This is a genomic window from Polyangium mundeleinium (assembly GCF_028369105.1).
Classification (GTDB): Bacteria; Myxococcota_A; Polyangia; order Polyangiales; family Polyangiaceae; genus Polyangium; species Polyangium mundeleinium.
The window spans coordinates 2417339-2436346 of record NZ_JAQNDO010000001.1; the positions used below are offsets into that span (position 1 = coordinate 2417339).

15 protein-coding genes are annotated in these 19008 nt (G+C 68.6%); 4 read left to right on the top strand and 11 right to left on the bottom strand.

Annotated features, from left to right (window positions below; all coding sequences use genetic code 11):
• Genes POL67_RS09790 through POL67_RS53510 form a run of 6 tightly spaced genes read right to left on the bottom strand, consistent with a single transcriptional unit; the run spans position 1 to position 8568 of the window.
• Complete coding sequence (locus tag POL67_RS09790; RefSeq protein WP_271916962.1) at positions 1-831, bottom strand: CheR family methyltransferase; 831 nt, start codon at positions 829-831, stop codon at positions 1-3.
• Complete coding sequence (locus POL67_RS09795) at positions 828-3188, bottom strand: HEAT repeat domain-containing protein (protein WP_271916963.1); 2361 nt, start codon at positions 3186-3188, stop codon at positions 828-830. The genes POL67_RS09790 and POL67_RS09795 overlap by 4 nt, the downstream gene beginning before the upstream one ends.
• Entirely contained in the window at positions 3185-5722 is a 2538-nt protein-coding gene (locus tag POL67_RS09800) for a methyl-accepting chemotaxis protein (protein WP_271916964.1), read from the bottom strand. The genes POL67_RS09795 and POL67_RS09800 overlap by 4 nt, the downstream gene beginning before the upstream one ends.
• Positions 5700-6164: a chemotaxis protein CheW gene (locus POL67_RS09805; protein WP_271916965.1), complete on the bottom strand. Its 465-nt coding sequence runs from the start codon at positions 6162-6164 to the stop codon at positions 5700-5702. The genes POL67_RS09800 and POL67_RS09805 overlap by 23 nt, the downstream gene beginning before the upstream one ends.
• Positions 6161-8170, bottom strand: a complete 2010-nt coding sequence (locus tag POL67_RS09810; protein ID WP_271916966.1) for a chemotaxis protein CheA — start codon at positions 8168-8170, stop codon at positions 6161-6163. The genes POL67_RS09805 and POL67_RS09810 overlap by 4 nt, the downstream gene beginning before the upstream one ends.
• A gap of 8 nt (positions 8171-8178) precedes the next feature.
• Positions 8179-8568, bottom strand: a complete 390-nt coding sequence (locus POL67_RS53510) for a response regulator (RefSeq protein WP_271916967.1) — start codon at positions 8566-8568, stop codon at positions 8179-8181.
• Between the two features lie 195 nt (positions 8569-8763).
• Here POL67_RS53510 and POL67_RS09820 point away from each other — a divergent pair, with 195 nt between their 5' ends.
• From POL67_RS09820 to POL67_RS09830, 3 genes are all read left to right on the top strand, one after another.
• Positions 8764-10227: an ATP-binding response regulator gene (locus POL67_RS09820; RefSeq protein ID WP_271916968.1), complete on the top strand. Its 1464-nt coding sequence runs from the start codon at positions 8764-8766 to the stop codon at positions 10225-10227.
• Between the two features lie 157 nt (positions 10228-10384).
• Positions 10385-11065, top strand: a complete 681-nt coding sequence (locus POL67_RS09825) for a hypothetical protein (RefSeq protein ID WP_271916969.1) — start codon at positions 10385-10387, stop codon at positions 11063-11065.
• 877 nt (positions 11066-11942) lie between these two features.
• On the top strand, positions 11943-12113 hold the full coding sequence (locus tag POL67_RS09830) for a hypothetical protein (protein WP_271916970.1): 171 nt from the start codon (positions 11943-11945) through the stop codon (positions 12111-12113).
• A 119-nt stretch (positions 12114-12232) separates the two neighbouring features.
• Here POL67_RS09830 and POL67_RS09835 read toward each other — a convergent pair whose 3' ends face one another.
• The 5 genes from POL67_RS09835 to POL67_RS09855 all read right to left on the bottom strand — a co-directional run bounded on the left by POL67_RS09835 (position 12233) and on the right by POL67_RS09855 (position 18339).
• A complete protein-coding gene (locus POL67_RS09835) occupies positions 12233-13420 on the bottom strand; it encodes a metallophosphoesterase (protein ID WP_271916971.1) in 1188 nt (395 codons plus the stop codon).
• Between the two features lie 347 nt (positions 13421-13767).
• Positions 13768-15273 (bottom strand): aldehyde dehydrogenase family protein, encoded by a 1506-nt coding sequence (locus POL67_RS09840; protein ID WP_271916972.1) that lies wholly within the window; start codon positions 15271-15273, stop codon positions 13768-13770.
• 45 nt (positions 15274-15318) lie between these two features.
• Positions 15319-16053, bottom strand: a complete 735-nt coding sequence (locus POL67_RS09845; RefSeq protein WP_271916973.1) for an SDR family oxidoreductase — start codon at positions 16051-16053, stop codon at positions 15319-15321.
• Positions 16054-16165: 112 nt separating this feature from the next.
• Positions 16166-16471 (bottom strand): putative quinol monooxygenase, encoded by a 306-nt coding sequence (locus POL67_RS09850; RefSeq protein WP_271916974.1) that lies wholly within the window; start codon positions 16469-16471, stop codon positions 16166-16168.
• Between the two features lie 311 nt (positions 16472-16782).
• Positions 16783-18339 (bottom strand): sensor histidine kinase, encoded by a 1557-nt coding sequence (locus tag POL67_RS09855; protein WP_271916975.1) that lies wholly within the window; start codon positions 18337-18339, stop codon positions 16783-16785.
• Between the two features lie 284 nt (positions 18340-18623).
• On the opposite strand from POL67_RS09855, the gene POL67_RS09860 reads away from it, so the two are divergent.
• Positions 18624-19004 (top strand): response regulator transcription factor, encoded by a 381-nt coding sequence (locus POL67_RS09860; protein ID WP_271916976.1) that lies wholly within the window; start codon positions 18624-18626, stop codon positions 19002-19004.
• The last annotated feature ends 4 nt before the right edge of the window (positions 19005-19008 follow it).

Sequence of the window (19008 nt, forward strand, 5' to 3'; positions counted from 1 at the left end):
TCAGCCCGCCTTTCGGTAGACGAAGGCCCCGCCCCGCTCCTCGCATCGGAGCGCGGTGCCGAGCCGCAAGAGCGACTCTGACACCCCCACGAGCAGGGTGCCGCTGGGCACGAGGGCCCCCGTGAGCATGTCGATCACGCGTCGTGCTGTCGAGTCCTGGAAGTAAATGAGCACATTGCGACAAACGATGACATCGAAAAAACCGAGTTTTCCGATGGAATCACTGTCGAGCAAATTGATGCGCCGGAAATCGACGGTTCTGCGGATTTCCTCGCTCACCACGATGCGCTCGCCGTTCTTCTGCAGGAAGCGCCAGGCGAAGGGCGGGACCTTCACCTGGCTGCGCAGCGCCCGGGGCCCGTAATCACCCGCGCGCGCCGCCGCGAGAGAGCGCGTGCTCAGGTCGCTCGCCACGATCTCCACCCGATCGAGCAGGCCACGATCGGCGAGACACATGGCAATGCTGTACGGCTCCTCCCCGGTCGCACACGCGGCCGACCAGATACGCGGCCTGCGCGGGCTGCCGGCCTCGACGAGGGGCACCAGCACGTCACGCACGAGGGCCTCGAGCTGATCGAGCTCGCGGAAGAGATAGGTCTCGCCGACGACGAGGACGTCGGCCAGCGCGTCGAGCTCGGCCGGACCGGCGGGGTCGTAACGCAGATAGTAGTAGTAATCGAGGAGCGAATCGAAGCCCGCCTCGACGGCGCGCAGCGCGACCTTGTCGCCGAGCAGATCCTTGTCGAGCGGCCCATAATGGATGCCGAGCTTTTCCTCGATCAACGCGCCGAGGATGGCGAAGACCTGGGGGGACATCGGCAAGCCGTTCATGCGGCCCATTGCGCCACGACGAGGGAGCACACCCGTCGGACCTCGGGATCCGGATCCACGCGCGCCGCCTGTTCGAGCGCAGCGTGGGCCTGCCACGTGCCGAGCGCAGCGAGCGTGGTCGCAGCCGCCTTGCGAGCCGCCGGGTTCGGGAGGCCGAGCGCCGCCAAGAGCGCCTCGTTCGCGCTCTCGCGGCGCATCCGCGCCAGCGCCGAGGCGAGCTGCGCCGAGAGCTCGTCGTCCGCCGTCACGAGCGCATCGAGGATGCCCTCGATCCGGCCCGGCAAGGGCGCGCAGAGCGCGGTGAAGGCGCGCGTCATCGCCGGGTTCGCGGCGTAGAGGCCGACGAGCGCACGTGTGGCCTCGACCCCGGGCCGCTGCGCGAGGATGCCCATGGCCGTCGCGGCGACGCTCTCGTCGCCGTCCCCCGCCGCCCGCACGAGCGCGGGCAGGACCTCGGGCGAAGGCAGGCCTGCGATCGCCGAGACGGCCACGATCCGGGTCGCGGCGTCGGGCGAGGCCAGCCCGGCCAGGAGGTGCGGGATCAACTCCGGCCGCCCCGTGAGGCCGAGGCCGATGAGGGCCGCGCGCTGCACGTCCGGATCCCGCTCCTCGGCGGCCTTCTGCAGCGCAGTGACGGCGACCTCGCCCCGCAGGTGCGCGAGCGCCTCGACCGCCCCCACCCGCACGTGCCCGGCCTCGTCGTCGAGCAGCGCGGCGATCCGTGGGGCCGACGCCTCGTTCCCGAGCCGCCCGAGCGACTTGCACGCGAAGTAGCGGACCCAGGCATCCGCATCCCCGAGCGCGTCCATGAGGCAAGCGACGACACGAGGCGTGGCGGTCGATTGCCCCAGGGCGCGCACGGCCGCGGCGCGCGCCCGCGCGTCGGGCCCGCTCGCCAGCGCAAACAGGGCGTCGAGGGCCGAGGGCGCGTCGAGGTAGGGCAGCCCAGCGATGGCAACCTCCCGAACACGCGCATCCGCATCGGTCAGCGCGTCGAGGAACACCGGCAATGCAGCGTCATAACCGAAATAACCGAGGATGCGCAACGCTGCCCGGCGGACGCCGGGGTGCTCGCTTCGAGCGGCCTCCAGCGCGAGCGCCTCGGTGTCCGCGCTGCCGAGCGACTGGATCGCCGAGCTCGCCGCGTGCACGACGCGGCCGTTCGGGTCCGCGAGGAGCGGAAAGAGCATGCGGACCGCGGAAGGATCGCCGATTCGAGCGAGCGTGTCGCACGCCGCGGCGCGCACCTCGGGGGCCTCGTCACCAAGGCAGCGGACCACCTCCGCCATCGCGGCGCTGCTCGTGACGAGCGGCAGGAGGAGCAGCCGCCGAGGACCGTCGCCGTCGCGCAGCGCATCGAGCACGCGCGCATCCGAGCTCTGACCCAGCTCGAGGAGCGCGGCGGCGGCCGCGGCCGCCACGGCGGACGGGCCATCGAGCATCGCCCGCAGATCCGGGATCGCGGCGTCGCTCCCCAGCGCCGAAAGCGCCGCGCAGATCGCAATCTGCTCGGCCTGCCCCGCGCCGCGCAGGCCCTGGACGAACCGGCGCACGGTCGCCGGCACGGACACCGAACGGCGCAACGTCTCGTCGATCGGCGCGACCACGCCGTAGAGCTCCGCGTGCCTCTCGCGTAGCTCCGCGAGCGCGAGGGCCACGGCGCGGACGATCGCGTCGCCGGGCCGCGCGAGCAGACGCACGAGCGGCGCGACGGCGGCCCGGTTGCCAGTGCGGCCGAGCGCACGCGCCGCTTCGAGCATGTACCGCATGTCGAGCAGCAGATCGGCGAGCGGCTCCACGGCGCGCGGATCGCCGCTGCGCCCGAGCACGTCGATGGCCGGGAAGGTGCGGAAGAAGTTGCCCCCTGTCACGACCCGCACGAGCGACTCGACCACCCGCCTGCCCCCGATGCGCCCGAGCGCCTCGATCGCCGCGACGGCCACGTTGTCGTCGGGATGCGAGACAAGCTCGGAGAGCCTGCGCAGGGCGGCCGTGCTCTTGCGACGGCCGAGGATCTGCGCCGCGTCCGCCAGGACCGCGGGGGAGTCGGCGTTGGCGAGCCCGAGCACCGCGGGGTCGGCGCTCCCGGTCGAGGCCGAGAGGGCGTCGACGGTCGCCGCGATGCGCGCCTCGTTGTCGCGTCGCTCGCGCAGGGCGAGGCAGAGCGGCTCCACCGCGACGTCGCCCATCGCGGCGAGCGAGGCGACCACCTTGCGCCTGACGGTCCAGCTCGGGTCGGCGAGCATCTCGACGAGCGCCGGCACGCTGGACGCGCCCACCGCCTCGAGCGCGTGGATCGCCTCGATGCGTTGCTTTTCCGCTTCCGAGAACGTGAAGCCCCCCGGAGACGTGCTCATGACTCCGATGCCGCTCCTCCGGCGGTCCCGTTCGGCGCCCGCAGCCTGGAGAGCGCCGACCACAGGCTCGCCACGGTGTCTGCATGCCCTGTGCTCGCATCCCGGATGCGCGCCATTTGCCCGACGACGTGGCCCAGCGCGTCCCGCGTGGCGATCGCATCCCGCGCCTGCACGAGCAGCGCTCCGGCGACGGCACGCGTGCGCCCGCGCAGGTCGACGAAGGTCTTCGCGAGCTTCTCCACGGTGCCCGTCTGCTCCGCGGAGCCGCTCGCGATCGTCTGCATGGTCGTCGTCTGCCTCGCCGCGGCCGTGGCAAGCTGGGCGACCGTCTCCGCTTGCTCGGCCACCGCGCGCGCGGCCTGCTTCGCGATACGCCGCACGGCCTCGCCTTCCTTCGCGAGCGCCGCGGCGGCCTTGGCCTGCTCGACCGCCGCGGCCTTCACCGCCGCCGCCAGCGTGGCGACCTGACGCGAGGCCGCGTCGAGCTGCTTGGCTGCGCGCGAACGCTCGGCCACGACGCGGGCGACCTGCAAGGCCTGCTTGCGCGCGTCATCCACCGTGCGCGCCACCTCGGCTGCGCCGGCCGCCTGCTCGGCGAGGCCTGCGACCATCCGCTGCGCGGCGCTCGTGACCTCCTGCGCGAGCGCGCTCACCCCGGTGAGCGCCCGCGTCTGCTCGCCCATCGCCGTGCTCGTCTGGTGCGTCAGCGAGCGCATTTGCACCGCCGCCTTGGCGAGCTGCGTCGCTGCGGCGGCCTGCTCCTCCATCGCGCGCGAGACCTTTTCGGTGTTGGCCGTGAGAAGCGTGTTGGCGCGGACCACGTCGCGCAGGCTGCGGGCCTGCTCGCCCGTCGCTTCCTTGGTCTGCCGTGCCATGCGGCGCATCTCGCTGCTGCCTTGTGCGAGCGACTGAATGGCGCTGGTCTGCTCGGCGGCCGCGCGGGCGATCGCCTTGCCCTCGTCGTTCACGCGCGCGGCGATCTGCGCCATCGAGGAGACGGCCTGGACCTGCTCGCCGTTCGCCCGCTCGACGTCGCGGACCGACCGGCCGAGCCCCTCGACCCCTTCGAGGATGGTGCCGAGCGCGCGCTCGGCGTCGGCGGCGAGGCGCGAGCCTTCCTCCGCGGTCTTCACGCTGTCCACGGACGCCGTGACCGCCTCGCGCGCCGTGCCCTGCAGGCCCCGGACGATCTTCGCGATGTCGGCGCTCGCCGCGGCCGCGCGATCGGACAGGGCGCGGATCTCCTCGGCGACGACGGCGAAGCCACGCCCGTGCTCGCCGGCGCGGGCGGCCTCGATGCTGGCGTTGAGCGACAGGAGGTTCGTGCGGTCCGCGATCATGTTGATCGTCTGCACGATGTCGCCGATCTCCTCGGCGCGGCGGCCCATCTCCTTCATCACGCCCGCCGACTCGACCATCGCCTGCCGGATGCTCCCGAGGCCCGCGATGGACTTGCCCACCGTGGCGGCCCCTTCGCGCGCGATCACCACGCTCTGGTCGGCCGTCTTCCGCGCATTGTCGACGATGTCGACGATCCGCCGCGTCGACGTCTCGACCTGCGCGGAGGCGGCGGCGCTCGTCGCGGCGAGCTGGTTGATCTGGTTGGCGCCTTGCGCCATCGCCTGCGCCGAGCGCGCGAGTTGCTCCGCGGCCGTCGCGTTCGCCTCGATCACCGCGGCGTTCCTTTCGGCCGTCACGGCGACCTGCTCCACCGACGCCGCGATCTCGGTCACCGTGCTTGCGTTGGACGCCGCTGCCTCCTCGAGGGCTTTCGCGCTCTCGGCGACGCTCTTGATGGATCGCGCCATTTGCTCGGCCGTGGCGGACGTCTCCTCGACCGCGGCCGCCATCTCGGTGGCGTCACGCGTCACGCGCTCGAGCGCCGTGCCCGCGCTCGTCACGGCCGTCGACATGCCGAGGATCCGCTCGCCGACGCCCTTGGCATCCGTGGAGAGCCTCCCGATGCCCTTGGCCATCTGCTCGATCGTCGTCGCGATCTCCTCCATCGAAGCCGCGTTCGACTCGCCTCGCTCGGCGAGATCGGTGAGGTCCTTCGTGTTCGAGACCGTGGTCGCGAGCAGCTCCTCGCTTGCGGTCGCCAGCTCCTCGGCGTTCTGACCGACCCCCTTGATGGAGCGGGCGATCTCTTCCGTGCCGGCCGCCGTCCCTTCCGCCGAGGACGCGAGCGCTTCGGTGTCGTTCTTGACGCTGTTGATGCTCGGCGCGAGCTCTTGGAGGCCGCTCGCCGTGGATTCGAGGCCCCGGAGCACCTCGCCCGCGTCCTCGCGGATCCGCTGCTGCGCGCGCGCGAGCGTTTGCAGGCCGATGCTGGTCGCCTCGACCTCGTCGGCGAGCTCGTCCAGGGACGCGCGGAGCTCCTGGCCCGTGGACGCCCGCCCTTCGCTCCCCTCGGCGAGGCGCGACGCGGCCTGCTCGATCGCGTCCGCCTGCGTCGCCGTTCGGCGCAGTTCCCGCTCGGCCTCCGCAGCTTTCGAGAGCGCCAGGTCGATCTCAGCCGTGCCGTTCGTCGCCATAAATGCCTTCCTGCCCGATGATTTTTTCGAAATTGACCAGCATCACGAGGCGCTTCTCGCCTGGCCTGCGCTCGACGTGGGCCACGCTCTTCACGAAACCGGCGCCGTCGCCCCCCATCCACGCCGGCGGCGCTTGCAGCCCTTCCGGCGGGATCTTCATGATCTCCCGCGCGCTGTCGACGAGCAGCCCCACCGTGCGCTCGCCGCTCTGGACCACGATGACCCGTGAATCCAGGGTCGGTTCGATGTTCGAAAGCCCGAACCGCCGTCGCAGGTCGATGACCGGCACCACGCGGCCCCGCATGTGGATCAGCCCCGCGACGTAGGGCGGCGTCCCCGGCACCTTCGTCGCGCCGCCGAACGATTCCATCTGGAGCACGTCCGCGGCCTGGAGGACGTATTCCCCCTCGTCGACTTTGAAGACCACGTAGAGCTCGCTCATACGGGCACCTCCGTGCGGTTCTGGGAAAGCGCCCCGCTCAGCGCAATCAGGTCGAGCACCAGCGTCGGCCGGCCATCCCCGAGATCCGTCGAGCCCGAGACGCCGGTCACCTTGACGAGCGGGTCCTCGAGCGGCCGGATGACGACCTCCTGCTGCCCGACCATCCGCTGGATCCCGAACGCCAGGGGCGCTCCGTTGCGCCGCACGACCAGCGCCTTCGGCTCCTCTCCGGACGCGAGCGAAAAGACGGACGCGAGGTTCACGAGCGGCACGATCTCCCCGCGCCGTTCCATGAACCGCACCTCGCCGAACCGCGTATGCCGCGAAGGCCCGCGCACGAGCGCCTCCGGCGCGAGCTCGACGACCTCCTCGATCGCCGCGACAGGCGCCACGAAGGTCTGCTCGCCGCAGACGAACGAGAAGGCGTCGACGATGGTGATCGTGAGGGGGATGCAGAGCGTGAACGTGGTCCCGGCGCCGGGCGTGGTCCGCAGCGACAGCTCGCCGCCGAGCTCGACCACCGCGCGCTTCACGATGTCCATCCCGAGCCCTCGTCCGCTCGTCTTCGTCGCCTGGTCGAGCGTCGTCAGGCCGGGCAGGGTGATGAGATCGAGCAGCGCCGCGTCGTCCGCGGGCACCGGGCGTGTCGCCCTGCGCGCGACGGCCTCGCGGTCGATGCCGCGCCCGTCATCGCTGATGCCGAGCTCGAGCTGGTTCGAGGAGCGCTCGAAGCACGTCACCCGCACGAGGCCCTCCTCCGGCTTGCCGAGGCGCCGCCGCTCGGATGGGGGCTCGATCGCGTGGTCGACCGCGTTGCGGATGAGGTGCACGATCGCCGGGAAGACCCGATCCGCCACCGCCTTGTCGAGCTCGGCCTTGCCGGCGTCGATCACGACACGGACCGGCTTCTTCGTGGCGCGGCTCAGGCCTCGCACGATGAGCGGCACGCGGTCGAGCAGCTCGGCCACGGGCACCATCCGGGCCCGCATGATCGCGCCGCGCAGATCACGCACCTGCCGGCCGTAGCCCTTCACGATCTCGCCGAGCTCGCCCACGTTCACGCCTTGCGCGGCGAGCGCGTCCACGGCGCGCGCCAGGCGGAAGCGGGTGATCACGAGCGCCGAGAGCCGCTCGAGCGCGTCGTCGAGGCGCGCCACGTCGACGCGCACGATCCCGCGTTTTCGCCCCTCGCCGACGTCCTCCTCGGCGGCCTCTGGCTCGGCGAGCGGGTCGGCCGCGTCGACGCGCCGGGTGTGCAGCACCTGGACGTGCTCCGGCTGGGTCGCGGCTGCGGCCGCGAGCGCCTCGTCGGTCGCGTCCGTCAGGACGAGGAGGGCGAAGGCGAGCCCCCCGGGCGCCGTTTCGCTCGTGGGGATCGAGAGCGGCACGACCTTCACGATCTCCGCGAATGCGCCGATGCGCTCGCGCACGCTCGTGATGGTCGTCCCCTCGGCCGCGCGTGCGGGCGACGGCACGAAATCGACCCGCAGCGCGCGGCGCCCGTTCTCCGTGCCCTGGAGGAGCTGGGCTTTTTCTGCGGCCGAGAGCTTGGCGAGCAGACCGGGATCGAGGTCGAGCTCGACCGTGGCGGGCGCCTCGTCCTTCGTGATTTCCAGCGCTGCGAGCGCGTCGAGGAGCTGCGGGGGCGCGGGCGCCACGGGTGCGCCCGTCGACAGCGCGCGCACCCGCTCGCCAATGGCGCGCAGCCCCGCGAGCAGCGCCTCGACGGCTTTCGCCGAGAGCGCCCCGGCCGCTCGATCGGCCTTTCGCAGGACCGTTTCCATCGTGTGGGCGATGTCCACGATGGGCTCGATCCCCACCATTGCCGAGAGCCCCTTGACGGTGTGGAGCGAGCGAAAAAGCTCGCGCACGGCCCGCGGGTTGTTCTCGCCTTTGCGCAGAGAGGTCTCGACGGCGAGCAGGTTCATCGTCGACGCCGAAAGGTGCTCCTCGGCTTCGACCAGATAACCGGCCAGAAATTCGCTCGCGTCGAACGCCTTACGCATGGAACGCGTTACTCATGGAGCCCCGCCGCATCCAGGCGCAGCATCGACTGCACGTTCGCCAGGATTGCATCGGGCGTGAAAGGCTTCGTCATGAACTGCGAAGCGCCTGCGGCGAGGGCGCGCGTGCGGGATCCCTCGTCGCCACGTGTGGTCACCACGAGGACGGGCAGGCGTTGCAGTTTGTCCTGACCCCGGATGAACTCGATGACCTCGAAACCGCCGATGTCGGGCATGTTCAGGTCGAGCACGACGAGATCGAAGGCCTTGAGCGCCAGCTTTTCGATGGCCTCGAGACCACTCGCGGCGTGGGTGAACGTGAAGTCCTCTCCCACGCGAAGACACGCGACGATCATTTCGCGCATCACTTTGCTGTCATCGACGACGAGAATTTCCGTCACGCGACCCCCCCGAGGACCCGGTCCATTAGCTCCCTCGTCCGAGCCCGTCAAGCACGCCCATGCACAATGAACGACAGCTTTTTGCTGTACTTCCACAATCGCGACGCATTGCAGCGCGCGTGCGTTCGTCTCGACGCAGAATTCGGCCGCTGCACATTTGACAGGGGGAAGGCCGCAGTGTAGCGAACGATGACCATGCCTGCTGCAAGCCACGCTCCCCAGAGACGGGTCGCCTGGATTGTCGATGACTCCGCGCTCGACGCCGAGCGAGCTCGCCGCGCACTGGAAAATCATTACGAGGTTCAGGTTTTTCCTGACGGGACGGCCGTCCTGGAGGCTTTGGGGAGCCATTCAGCGCCGGACGTGATCGTGCTCGATTGGGTGATGCCCGGCGTTTCTGGCATCGAGGTTTGTCGATTCGTTCGTTCGAACCGTGCGCACGCTCGCATGGGTATTCTGTTGCTGACTGCCCAACAGCAGACCGAGCAAGTGGTCGAGGGGCTATCGGCTGGCGCCAACGATTATCTGTCGAAGCCGTACGCGACGAACGAGCTCGAGGCCCGGGTCGATGCGCTCGTGCGCTCGATAACGTTGCTCGACCGCGCCGAGAAGGCGGAGGCGACCGTACGCCATTTGCTGGCGAACGTTCCGGACGCACTCCTTGTCCTGGGGGAGGGGCAGCGGATCACGTATGCCAATCCGGAGGCGCAGAAGGCGCTTGGTCGATGGGCGCCGGCGCGGCTCCTTGGCCAGTCGATCTGCGAGCTCTTGCCGGAGCTCTCCGTCGAGCTCTTCGCGGCCGCCACCGGCGTGGAGGCATTCGCGCTGCCGGACATCACCATCGACGGCGAAGTCTATGCGCCCACGGTCCGCGTGTTTCCCGTCGACCTCGGCGGCGGCTCGACCATCCTGGCGCTGCGCAATGTCACCGCCCGGCGGATGGCCGAGGTCCGACGGCTGGATTTTTATTCGATCATCGCGCACGACCTGCGCTCGCCGCTCAGCGCGATGCTGATGCGCTCCGAGCTCATCCTGCTGGGCAAACACGGGCCCCTGCCGCGCGAGGCCGTCGTCGACCTGCACAAGATGCAGGGCTCGATCCGAATGCTCGTGGGCATGATCAACGATTTCCTCGACCTCGCGAGCATCGAGGGCGGGCATTTCAAGCTCATGAAGGAAGAGATCGACCTCGTGTCGCTCGTCGACTCCGTGGCCGACGTCCTGCGTCCGCTGCTCGTCTCGGGCGAGCTCTCGTTCGAGATGCGGCCCCTGTCGCGGCCCGTCGTGCTGGCCGATCGCCGGCGGCTCGGGCAGGTCGTCGCCAACCTCCTCTCGAATGCCATCAAGTTCACCCCGCGCGGCGGCAAGATCACGGCCACGCTCGCGGAGACGGAGACGTACATCGAGGCGGGGGTCGAGGATACGGGCAGCGGCATCCCGTCGCATGACATCCCGAAGCTGTTTCAGCGTTATGCGCGGGCAAACAGCGGCATGGCGGGCACGGGCCTCGGGCTCATGATCGTCCGCGAAGTGGTGGAGGCCCACGGCGGCAACGTCGGCGTCGACAGCGTCCTCGGCCGCGGGAGCCGATTCTGGTTCCGCCTGCCGAAGATCGGCGGGCACGGCCATCCCTCCGCACGCCCGCTGCCCGCCGGCTGACGCTCCGCGAGGTCTCACCCCCCCCGTTCCTTCTCGTCGTCCCCTCGGCCGTGTCGGCTGCGGTCGCGTCCACGCCCACAATTCCCCCTTGACACCGCTCCCACTTTTGCGACACGGTGCCCTCGCGTACGGCTTTTGCAAACAGGAGGGATTCTTCATGGGAGAGGTCATTGCCGCGACGGCGAGCATCGAGCGCATCGACGGGGATGTTCATACGGCGCACGAGATCGCCCTTGCGCGCGGGGGCGAGGTGGCCGAGGCGGCCTTCTTCCGGCTCCAGCCGGGCGTCACGGCGATCGATGACGCGAAGGCGATTCACGAGGCTGCGAAGAAGGCCGAGTCCCTCGCGTGGGCGGCCGTGGCCGGCATCGATCACGACGCGGATGGCCTCATTGGCAACATCCGCGACGAGATGTGGAATGCCCTCGGCCGGCCCAAGCAGAGCTCGCACATGGACGCGGTCTTTCCCGAGGGGATTGGCACGTATACCGCGGGCGACCCGCTCGGGCAGCCTTTGCTCATGCAGGTCCTCCGCGCCCGCATCGTCGCCGCCGACGCGCCGCAATGGCCCGAGGCCAAGCGGAATGCCTGGGCCGCGGCCATCGAGGCGAAGCGCGAGGCGTACGAAGCCGCGGTGAAGTCGTATCGACCCATCGAGGCGGCCCTCGTCGTCGCCGAGGCCGGGTATCGCGCCGCCGTGCGGGGCGCGCACGCGCGCCTCAAGAACTTCAAGCGCGACCTGAAGAACCTCGGCCTCACCGAGGCGCAGATCCACGAGATCATCCCCGACGCGAGCGCCGGCAAGAAGCGCGGCGGCACCGGAACGGGCGAAAAATAAGGCGTTCGACCCACCGCCGGCCGAACTCGGACGTCCGATCTCGCCTTCGACCCTTCCTCGCCGAACCAACGTTTCCCTGCATCGCCCCACGACGCGTCTTTCGCGCGGAAGACCTCCCCTGAATCCGCCGCGGAAGGGTCGTCCGCGAACCAACGGGCCCGAGAACCGGCTCCGACCGGTCCGCGGCGCGCCGAGGAAGGGCGCGGCCCGGCGAGGAGGGGTCGTGGCGCCGTTGGGCGTTCCGTTGTTTCGTGAAGGAAGGGTCGATCGACAAAAAACGGAGCCGTTTTTTCGCGAGGAAGGGTCGGCGGCCGGTTCGACCTTTCGGGATCGGCGCGCGGCGGGTCGTGAGGTGGTTCGGTAGAAACGTGCCTCCGGGTCCACGCTTTCGGTGTCCTGGCTCGCATGCGTTGCGGTGAGCGGCTCTTCCTCCTCGGCGTGCTCCTCGTCCTGTGCGTGCCGCTTACCGCCCGCGCGGAGATACGCGACGGGCGGGAGCGGAGGCGGGAGCGGGAGCGGGAGCGGGAGCGGAGGCGGGAGCGGAAGCGGGAGCGGAAGCGGAGGCGGGAGCGGAAGCGGGAGCGGAAGCGGAAGCGGAGGCGGGAGCGGAAGCGGGAGCGGAAGCGGAAGCGGGAGCGGAAGCGGGAGCGGAAGCGCGGAAGCGGCAGCGGGAGCGGTATTCAGAGATCCCGCTCGGGGACGGCGAGCGTACCGTCGTGCTCGGCCTCTTCAAGGCCAAGCCGTCCTCGCCGTCCTCGCAGCACTGCGTGCTGCTCCGGGCGGCTCCGGGCGGTGCTGCGCAGCCTTGAAGAGGACTGCGCGCGACGGTGTGGGATGGGGGTCCCGGCGAAAGGGTCGTCGGGCGGAGGGTTTCGTCATGCTGAGGATTTACGAGGTCGTTTTGGTCATGGCCGGGGACGCAGCAGGGCTCGCGGAGCTGATCGAACGAAGGGATTCGGATCTCGGTCGGCAATTGCGCAGGGCCATGCATAGCGTGGCGCTGAATGTCGCCGAAGCGGTGGAAAGTTTTCGCCTAAAGAAGCGATAACGCTATGAGACTACTCAGGTTCCCCGCGCGGCTTGCGGCACGCCTGGCGGCGGAGTTGTCTCCGCGTCGAACACCCTGAGCTCGCCGAGTCCCGGACTCCTTCCTGCCAACACCGTCCGTCAGGTGGCTCGCAGCACGATGTGCGTGATCTCTGCAGGAGCCCCGAGACGCATCGGAGGCCCCGAGTGCCCAGTCCCGCGGCTGACGTAGACTCGCGTGTCGCCCAACCTGCCGAGGCCAGCGACGAATGGATCACTCAGCCGCAAGAGCCAGCGCAGCGGCCACAGTTGTCCCCCGTGCGTGTGCCCGGATAGCTGGAGATCGACCTCGTATCGAACGGCCTCGTGGATTGCCTTGGGTTGGTGCGCGAGGAGGATCAGAGGCCGTCTCGCGTCACGCCCTGCGGTGGCTCTCGCGAGATTGGCACCGTGACCGATGTCGAAGTGGGTCGCCTCGTAGTCGTCGATGCCCGCCAGGTCCAACCCATGCCCGTCACGGTCGAGCACGACGTGCTCATTGCGGAGAACACGGACGCCGAGCGTCGGAAGATGTGCGCACCATTCCGGCGCGCCTGCGTGGTACTCGTGATTTCCCGTCACGAAGAACGTGCCGAACGTCGACGCGAGGCTGGCGAGCGGAGCGACGTCATGTGCGAGGTCCTCGACGCTTCCGTCGACCAGATCGCCGGTGATGACCACGACGTCCGCGTCGAGGTCGTTCACCTTCGAGACGACGCGCTCCAGGAATTTACGTCCGACGATCGGACCGACATGGACGTCCGAGATTTGAGCGATTCGGAACCCATCCAGCGCTCGCGGGAGTTTCGACAGAGGAACTTCCACATGCTCGACACGAAGCGTGCGCGCTTCGAGCACTGCCAACGTCGCGGCCCCGACGCCGCACGTCGCGATGAGAAATGCGCCCGCCTCGGGACCGATGCGCTCGATCTCCGGTTGTTCGAACGTCACGAGCTCGAGCACGAGGCGTAAGAGGTCGATGATGCCTGCGGCGAGCAGGAGATAAAACGCAGTCCCGATCCAGACGTAAACAGGCGCGAGCCACCAGACGGACCAACGCGGCGAAACCAGACGGCTCGCGACCACGCCCGTCGGAACGCTTGCTGCGGCGAGGACGAGCATCACCGTCAGCGCGTGGTCGATCGAGGTCGGGAAGCCGACGTCGCGGACGAGACGCATCCACAGGTAATAGTGAATGCCGCTCACCACGGCGACGCCGATCGGCAGGAACGTGACGAGTGGACGCCAACGCCCGAGGGTCGCCTGTGTCGATTGTCGCGGTGCAGCCACTCCCGCACCGATTCGAGTCTCATCCGTATGCATCGTGCGCCTCGTACTTGCGGTCGTTTCCTTGCGGTTCATCTGAGCAGGCGTGCGATCGCCGTGCGTGACTCCGACGAGACCGCCAGACGGACTCACGAAGTCACGCGGGCGCCGCGCGGCCACTGCCCGACGCTTCCGACACGTCCCCTTCCTTCGTTGGGGTCGGCGGTGTCGGGCAGCGGCCATGCGCGATCCGACGTACTCGCACGCTGACGCGCTCGCGTTGGAGCGCGAGCGTCGACGCGCACGAGACGAAGGACACGGCGCGAACGTCGAATCGTCGGACGACGCGAGCGGCGTCCGATCGGCAGCCGTTACGGCGAGGCGTGGGCGATCGTGGCCGTCGGAAACTCGACCGGAACCGCGATCGTCTTCGTCTCCAGATACTCTTCGAAGCCTTCGAGCCCCATCTCGCGGCCAATGCCCGATTGCTTGTAGCCGCCGAAGGGAGCGTTGGGAGAGAAGAAGAACGCCCCGTTCACGTTCATGGAACCCGTGCGGATACGGCGGGCAACCTTCATGGCGCGTTCGGGCGAGGCCGAGATCACCGACCCGGAAAGGCCGTAGATCGAGTCGTTCGCGATCCGGATTGCGTCTTCATCATCTTCGAAGGGGATGACGACGAGGACGGGACCGAAGATCTCTTCTTGCGCGATCGTCATCGTGTTCTCGACGTCGGCGAAGAGAGTGGGCTCGACGTAGTAGCCTTTCGCGAAGCGCTGAGGCTTGCCCCCGCCCACCACGAGCCGCGCCCCTTCGGCCTTTCCCTTCTCGATATAGGCGAGAACGCGCTCACGCTGTGCGGCGTTGATCATCGGGCCCATGATGTTCTTCATGTCGGTCGGGTCGCCGTAGGGCACGTTGCGATAGATCGACTCCAGAATGGTGATTGCCTCGTCGTAACGCGAGCGCGGAACGAGAAGCCGCGTGTTCAGCACGCAGCCCTGGCCGGCATTCGCGCACACGAAGCTGGCGCCCATCAGGGCGCGAGAGAAATCCGCATCGTCGAGGATGATCATCGCGGACTTCCCGCCGAGCTCGAGCAGCGTCCTCTTGATGGTTTTCGCTGCGCTCTCCATGACCCGACGTCCCGTGGCCGTCGACCCCGTGAACGAGACGACGTCCACACGAGGGTCGGCGGTGAGCATGGCGCCGAGCGATCCGTCGGCCGACGACGTCAGCACGTTGAACGCCCCCGGCGGCAGGTCCGGGCACTGCGCGGCGACGCGCCCCAGCATCGTCGCCGCCCACGGCGTGTCGTGAGCGGCCTTGAGCACGACCGTGCAGCCGGCCGCCAGCGCGGGAATGGTCTTCTGCAGGTTCGTTTGCACCGGCGCATTCCAAGGGGTGATGGCCACCACCACGCCAGCGGCCTCCTTGCACACCAGGCGGCGCGCGGCGCCGCCCATGGGCGAGCCCAGGTCCTCGAGCTCGCGCTCGAACGGATAGGTGGCCAGGAGCCGGAGCGAGTAATCGATATCCGCGACCGAGCTGTCGAGCATCGGTCCGTGCGTGAAGGCGATCGGGCATCCGCTCTCGGCGACGATCTGACGCCGCCACTCGTCGGACGCGGTCTTGAGGCCATCACGAAGCTGGCTCAGCGCTCGGATGCGCCGTGCCTTGTTGGTCGACCAATCCGACTCGTCGAAGCAGCGACGAGCGGCAGCGAGCGCGCGATCGGCATCGGCCAAGGAAGCCGCGGCCACGACCCCCGCGATCTCTTCGGTCGCGGGATTGATGACGTCGTAGGTTCGCCCCCCCTCCGCGTCGACCAACGCGCCATTGATGAAGAGCCGACGTTCCGCATTCAGGTTTTCCATGGTTCGTATCTCACTTTGTCGAGTTGTCTCTTTCGATTGCGATCGCTAGACGAGCGCCAAAGCGTCCGCGCCCGCCGGAAAGCGGAGTTGACTGGAAACGTCGTTCGCGGCTCTCCACACCGCGTCGGCCACGTCCGATGGAGTGGTCACCGCGGGCGGATTCGCGAAGCCTGCGAAGATGGGTTCGGCGAACGCGGCGTAGGCCGCGGGAATCAGGTCCGCGACCGGGATGTCCGTGTTCTGAGCGAAATTCGTGGACGGGCCGTATCCGGGTTCAACGAGCTTGGCGCGCACGTTGAATGCCTGAAGCTCCAGCGCCAGCGACCCCGTGAAACCTTCGATTGCCATCTTGCTGGCGGTGTAGGCCGACGTCAGCGGCATCGGGGTGAGCGTCACGCTGGAGGTCACGTTCACGACCACACCCGACTTGCGCGCGCGGAACTGCGGGATGACGGCTTGCGTCATCGCCATCACGCCGAACGTGTTTGTCTCGAAAACCTTGCGGACGTGCGACATCGGCGTCGCCTCGAACGCTCCGACGACGCCGATGCCGGCGTTGTTGACGAGCGCGTCGAGGGGTCCACTCGCGTCGATCGCGTTCGCGATGCTCGCGGAGCTCGTCACGTCGAGCGCGAGGACGCGCATACGCTCCGAACGCGGAAAGAGATCTTCGCGTGGCGTTCGCATCGTCGCGATGACCCGCCAGCCGCGCTCGTGAAAGTAGCGCGCCGTCTCGAGCCCGTACCCAGACGAGCAACCCGTGATCAGTACAGTCTTCATACTCATTCTCTGTTTCGGACGTGGTTGGAAGTGGACGACCCATACGGGTCGCGTGGCGTCATGCGTCGCGCTGCAGCTCCGTCGCGGCGCTCGCAGCGGTCCGCGAGAACTGTCATCCGCGTACGATCCCGCCGACGGGCACGACGTCCTGGTATCGCGCGGCATCGACGAGCAGTGGGCCGATCTTGGCGACCAGGGCCTTCGTCTCCTCTCGCGCGAAGTGCTCGGCGTGGGCGTCCCTCGTCGTCCAGCCCTCCATAACGTGGATCACGCTCGGGTCGTCGACGGAGCGGCAGACGAGGTAGAGAACGCAGTCCGGATTGCTCGTCGGCGTGCCGCTGAGGAGGAGCTGGATCAGCTCATCCGACTTTCCGTCGCGGGCTCTGATCGTCGCCTGGAAGCCGTGATTCGTGCTCATTCTGCGTTGGAACATCCCCGTTCTCCTTGTTGCATTCGCAATCGTCCAGCGTATCGAGCAAGATCCGCCGTCGCGGGCGCGCGGGTGCATCCACGGCTCTCGCGTGCAAGCAATGACCGATGAATGGATCGCGAGCGGTCCCTGCTGACGGCAGACGGCGACGCCGGCGACGATTCGAACGCGCGACACGCGGCTCGCTCGTCGGCAACGACGCTGATTCGTGCTGTTAACCTATAGGCCGAGACGCGCCTCTTCCACCCTCTCTTGGTAGGGTCTGCGTCTCGTCGTACTCGTCGCAGCGAGAAAGGAGTTCAGAGGCGAGGCAGTACCAGATGCACGGCCATGCCGAATGGCTGCATGGGCTCCGCCCAGATGCGGCCTCCGTGGGCCAACACGATCTTGCGCGTGATCGTCAGACCGAAGCCGAGCCCATCCACCTTCGTCGTGAACAACGGCTCGAACAGCTTCGCTTGCTGCGCGGGGGAGATCGGATCTCCGACGTCCACGATCGAAACCCGCACTCCGTCACCGTCTACCGCGCTGCGAAGCGTGAGTCGTCGCTCGCGACCCGCCACGAGCTCGAGCACGTCGATGGCGTTTCGGATGAGATTGAAGATGGCCTGCTGCAGCTGCGTGACGTCACCGTCGACCTCCGGGACGTCCTCCAGCTCCCCCTGCGTTCGAATGCGCGCCCGGTCGAGCTCCACGCGCGTCATGGCCAGCACGTCGCGCAACAGGTCGTTGATTCGAACGCGGCTCCGTTGAAGGTCGCTGCCCCTCACGAGCGACCTCAGACCGTTCATCACGGCCACGACACGGTGGACGTCCCGGACTGCGCCTTCCGCGGCCTCCCTCGCCTCGTCGAGCTCCGGAGGCGAGTGGGCGAGCCAGCGCAGGCTGGCCTCGGCGCTCGCCGCGATCGCGGTGAGCGGCTGATTGATTTCGTGAATGATGGAACCCGCGAGCTCCCCGAGCGACGCGAGACGAAGCGCGTTTTCGAGCTCGGACTGCTGCCGGCGGAGGGCCGCCTCGGTCTCCCGCCGTTCCGTCACGTCGGTGAGCACGCCGTAGTAGTAGAGGTCGCCGTGGTGATCGCGGTCCACGTCACCCATGCACTGGAGCCGGCGAATCTGCCCATCGAGAACGACCCGATACTCGAAGTTCATGGGCAGCAGGTTGGCGACGCTCGTGGTGAGTTCGTCCACCGTGCGTTGTCGGTCTTCGGGGATGATCTTCTCGGCCCACACCTCGAAATCGACCACCGCGAGCGTCGGATCCAGACCGAAGAGCTTGTAGCACTCGAGCGAAGCGAACGACTGCCGCGTGCGGGTGTTGTACCGGAAGTCTCCCATCCTCCCGACCTGCTGATGCTTCACGAGCATGCTCGTGGTCTCGCGGAGCACGGTCTCGGCATCGAGCCGTGCGCGTCGCTCACGCTCGAGCATGGCGCCGAGGCGTGCTCTCTCATGAGCGGCAGCAAATCGCTCGATGAGCGGCAAGAGTGCGGCCAGCGTTTCGTTTCCCACAGAACGGCCGTGCTCGAAGACGACCTGCAACACCCCGATCGGCCCGAGTTGGTGGCGCAGCGGAATCAGGAGCTGCTCACCGACCTCGCCTGCCGTCGCGAGCCGCAGGGCCTCGCTCCCGTTCCACACGAGCTCGAGGAGCTCACGCGGGAGCTCTCCGTCGACGCGTTCCTTCGCCATCGCGGGTGGCTCGGGCGCTGCGAGGTACACGGCCCCACCGAATGCGTTCGCTTGGTCCAGAGCGCGCTCGAGCAGCTCCTCGGCCAGGCGAGCGACTTCCGCTTCGGGTGGCGTCCGAAACTCCGCGAACGAACTACGTAGCGCGATGCGCTCAAGAATCATGGTCGCCACCCCTTACTCCCGAGCTGCGCGGGCCGCGCACGGCGGAAACTCCCGACCTGCGCATTCCGGCGTGCTTCGCCCGCTCCACGAATCGAACGCCCCCATGCCCACCAGGAGCTGGCGCGACCGAGCGGCGACCTGCCCCCGGCGCGTTCTGGCGAGTCGCACCTCAACCCTACCTTGGTGGGGTGGAGCGGCAGCGACGGATCGCCTAGCCTGTACCAGGTGGTGGCCTCGCACGCACAGCCCGTGCCGGCATTAGCACGCTCGAACGTGAGGGATACGTGCGCGCGTCTGCCCGCGAACTGATTGCCGTCGTCGACGACGATCTTGGGATCCTGAAGTCTCTCAGCAGCCTGTTGAGGTCCGCCGGCTTCCGCGTCGCGACGTTCGGGAGCGCCGAAGCCTTCCTCGCGAGTGCGGAGCGAGACGAGGCTCGATGCCTGATTCTCGACTTGGAAATGGACGGAATGGGCGGACTCGCGCTTTTGGCGCAGCTTGGAAAGCCACTCACGATTCCGACGGTCGTGCTCACGGCGCGGCAGAACGAAGAACTGCGCACCCGCGCCCTCGACGCCGGGGCGCACGCCTTCCTGCTGAAGCCGCCCGTGGCGGCCGTGCTCTTCGACACGATCGCCGAGGCGGTCGCGCGCACCGCGCCCTAGCGGC

Coding starts and splice junctions, on each gene's coding strand:
- POL67_RS09790 (WP_271916962.1), bottom strand. CDS start 831: ATGAACGGCTTGCCGATGTCCCCCCAGGTCTTCGCCATCCTCGGCGCG.
- POL67_RS09795 (WP_271916963.1), bottom strand. CDS start 3,188: ATGAGCACGTCTCCGGGGGGCTTCACGTTCTCGGAAGCGGAAAAGCAA.
- POL67_RS09800 (WP_271916964.1), bottom strand. CDS start 5,722: ATGGCGACGAACGGCACGGCTGAGATCGACCTGGCGCTCTCGAAAGCT.
- POL67_RS09805 (WP_271916965.1), bottom strand. CDS start 6,164: ATGAGCGAGCTCTACGTGGTCTTCAAAGTCGACGAGGGGGAATACGTC.
- POL67_RS09810 (WP_271916966.1), bottom strand. CDS start 8,170: ATGCGTAAGGCGTTCGACGCGAGCGAATTTCTGGCCGGTTATCTGGTC.
- POL67_RS09820 (WP_271916968.1), top strand. CDS start 8,764: ATGCCTGCTGCAAGCCACGCTCCCCAGAGACGGGTCGCCTGGATTGTC.
- POL67_RS09825 (WP_271916969.1), top strand. CDS start 10,385: ATGGGAGAGGTCATTGCCGCGACGGCGAGCATCGAGCGCATCGACGGG.
- POL67_RS09830 (WP_271916970.1), top strand. CDS start 11,943: ATGCTGAGGATTTACGAGGTCGTTTTGGTCATGGCCGGGGACGCAGCA.
- POL67_RS09840 (WP_271916972.1), bottom strand. CDS start 15,273: ATGGAAAACCTGAATGCGGAACGTCGGCTCTTCATCAATGGCGCGTTG.
- POL67_RS09845 (WP_271916973.1), bottom strand. CDS start 16,053: ATGAAGACTGTACTGATCACGGGTTGCTCGTCTGGGTACGGGCTCGAG.
- POL67_RS09850 (WP_271916974.1), bottom strand. CDS start 16,471: ATGAGCACGAATCACGGCTTCCAGGCGACGATCAGAGCCCGCGACGGA.
- POL67_RS09855 (WP_271916975.1), bottom strand. CDS start 18,339: ATGATTCTTGAGCGCATCGCGCTACGTAGTTCGTTCGCGGAGTTTCGG.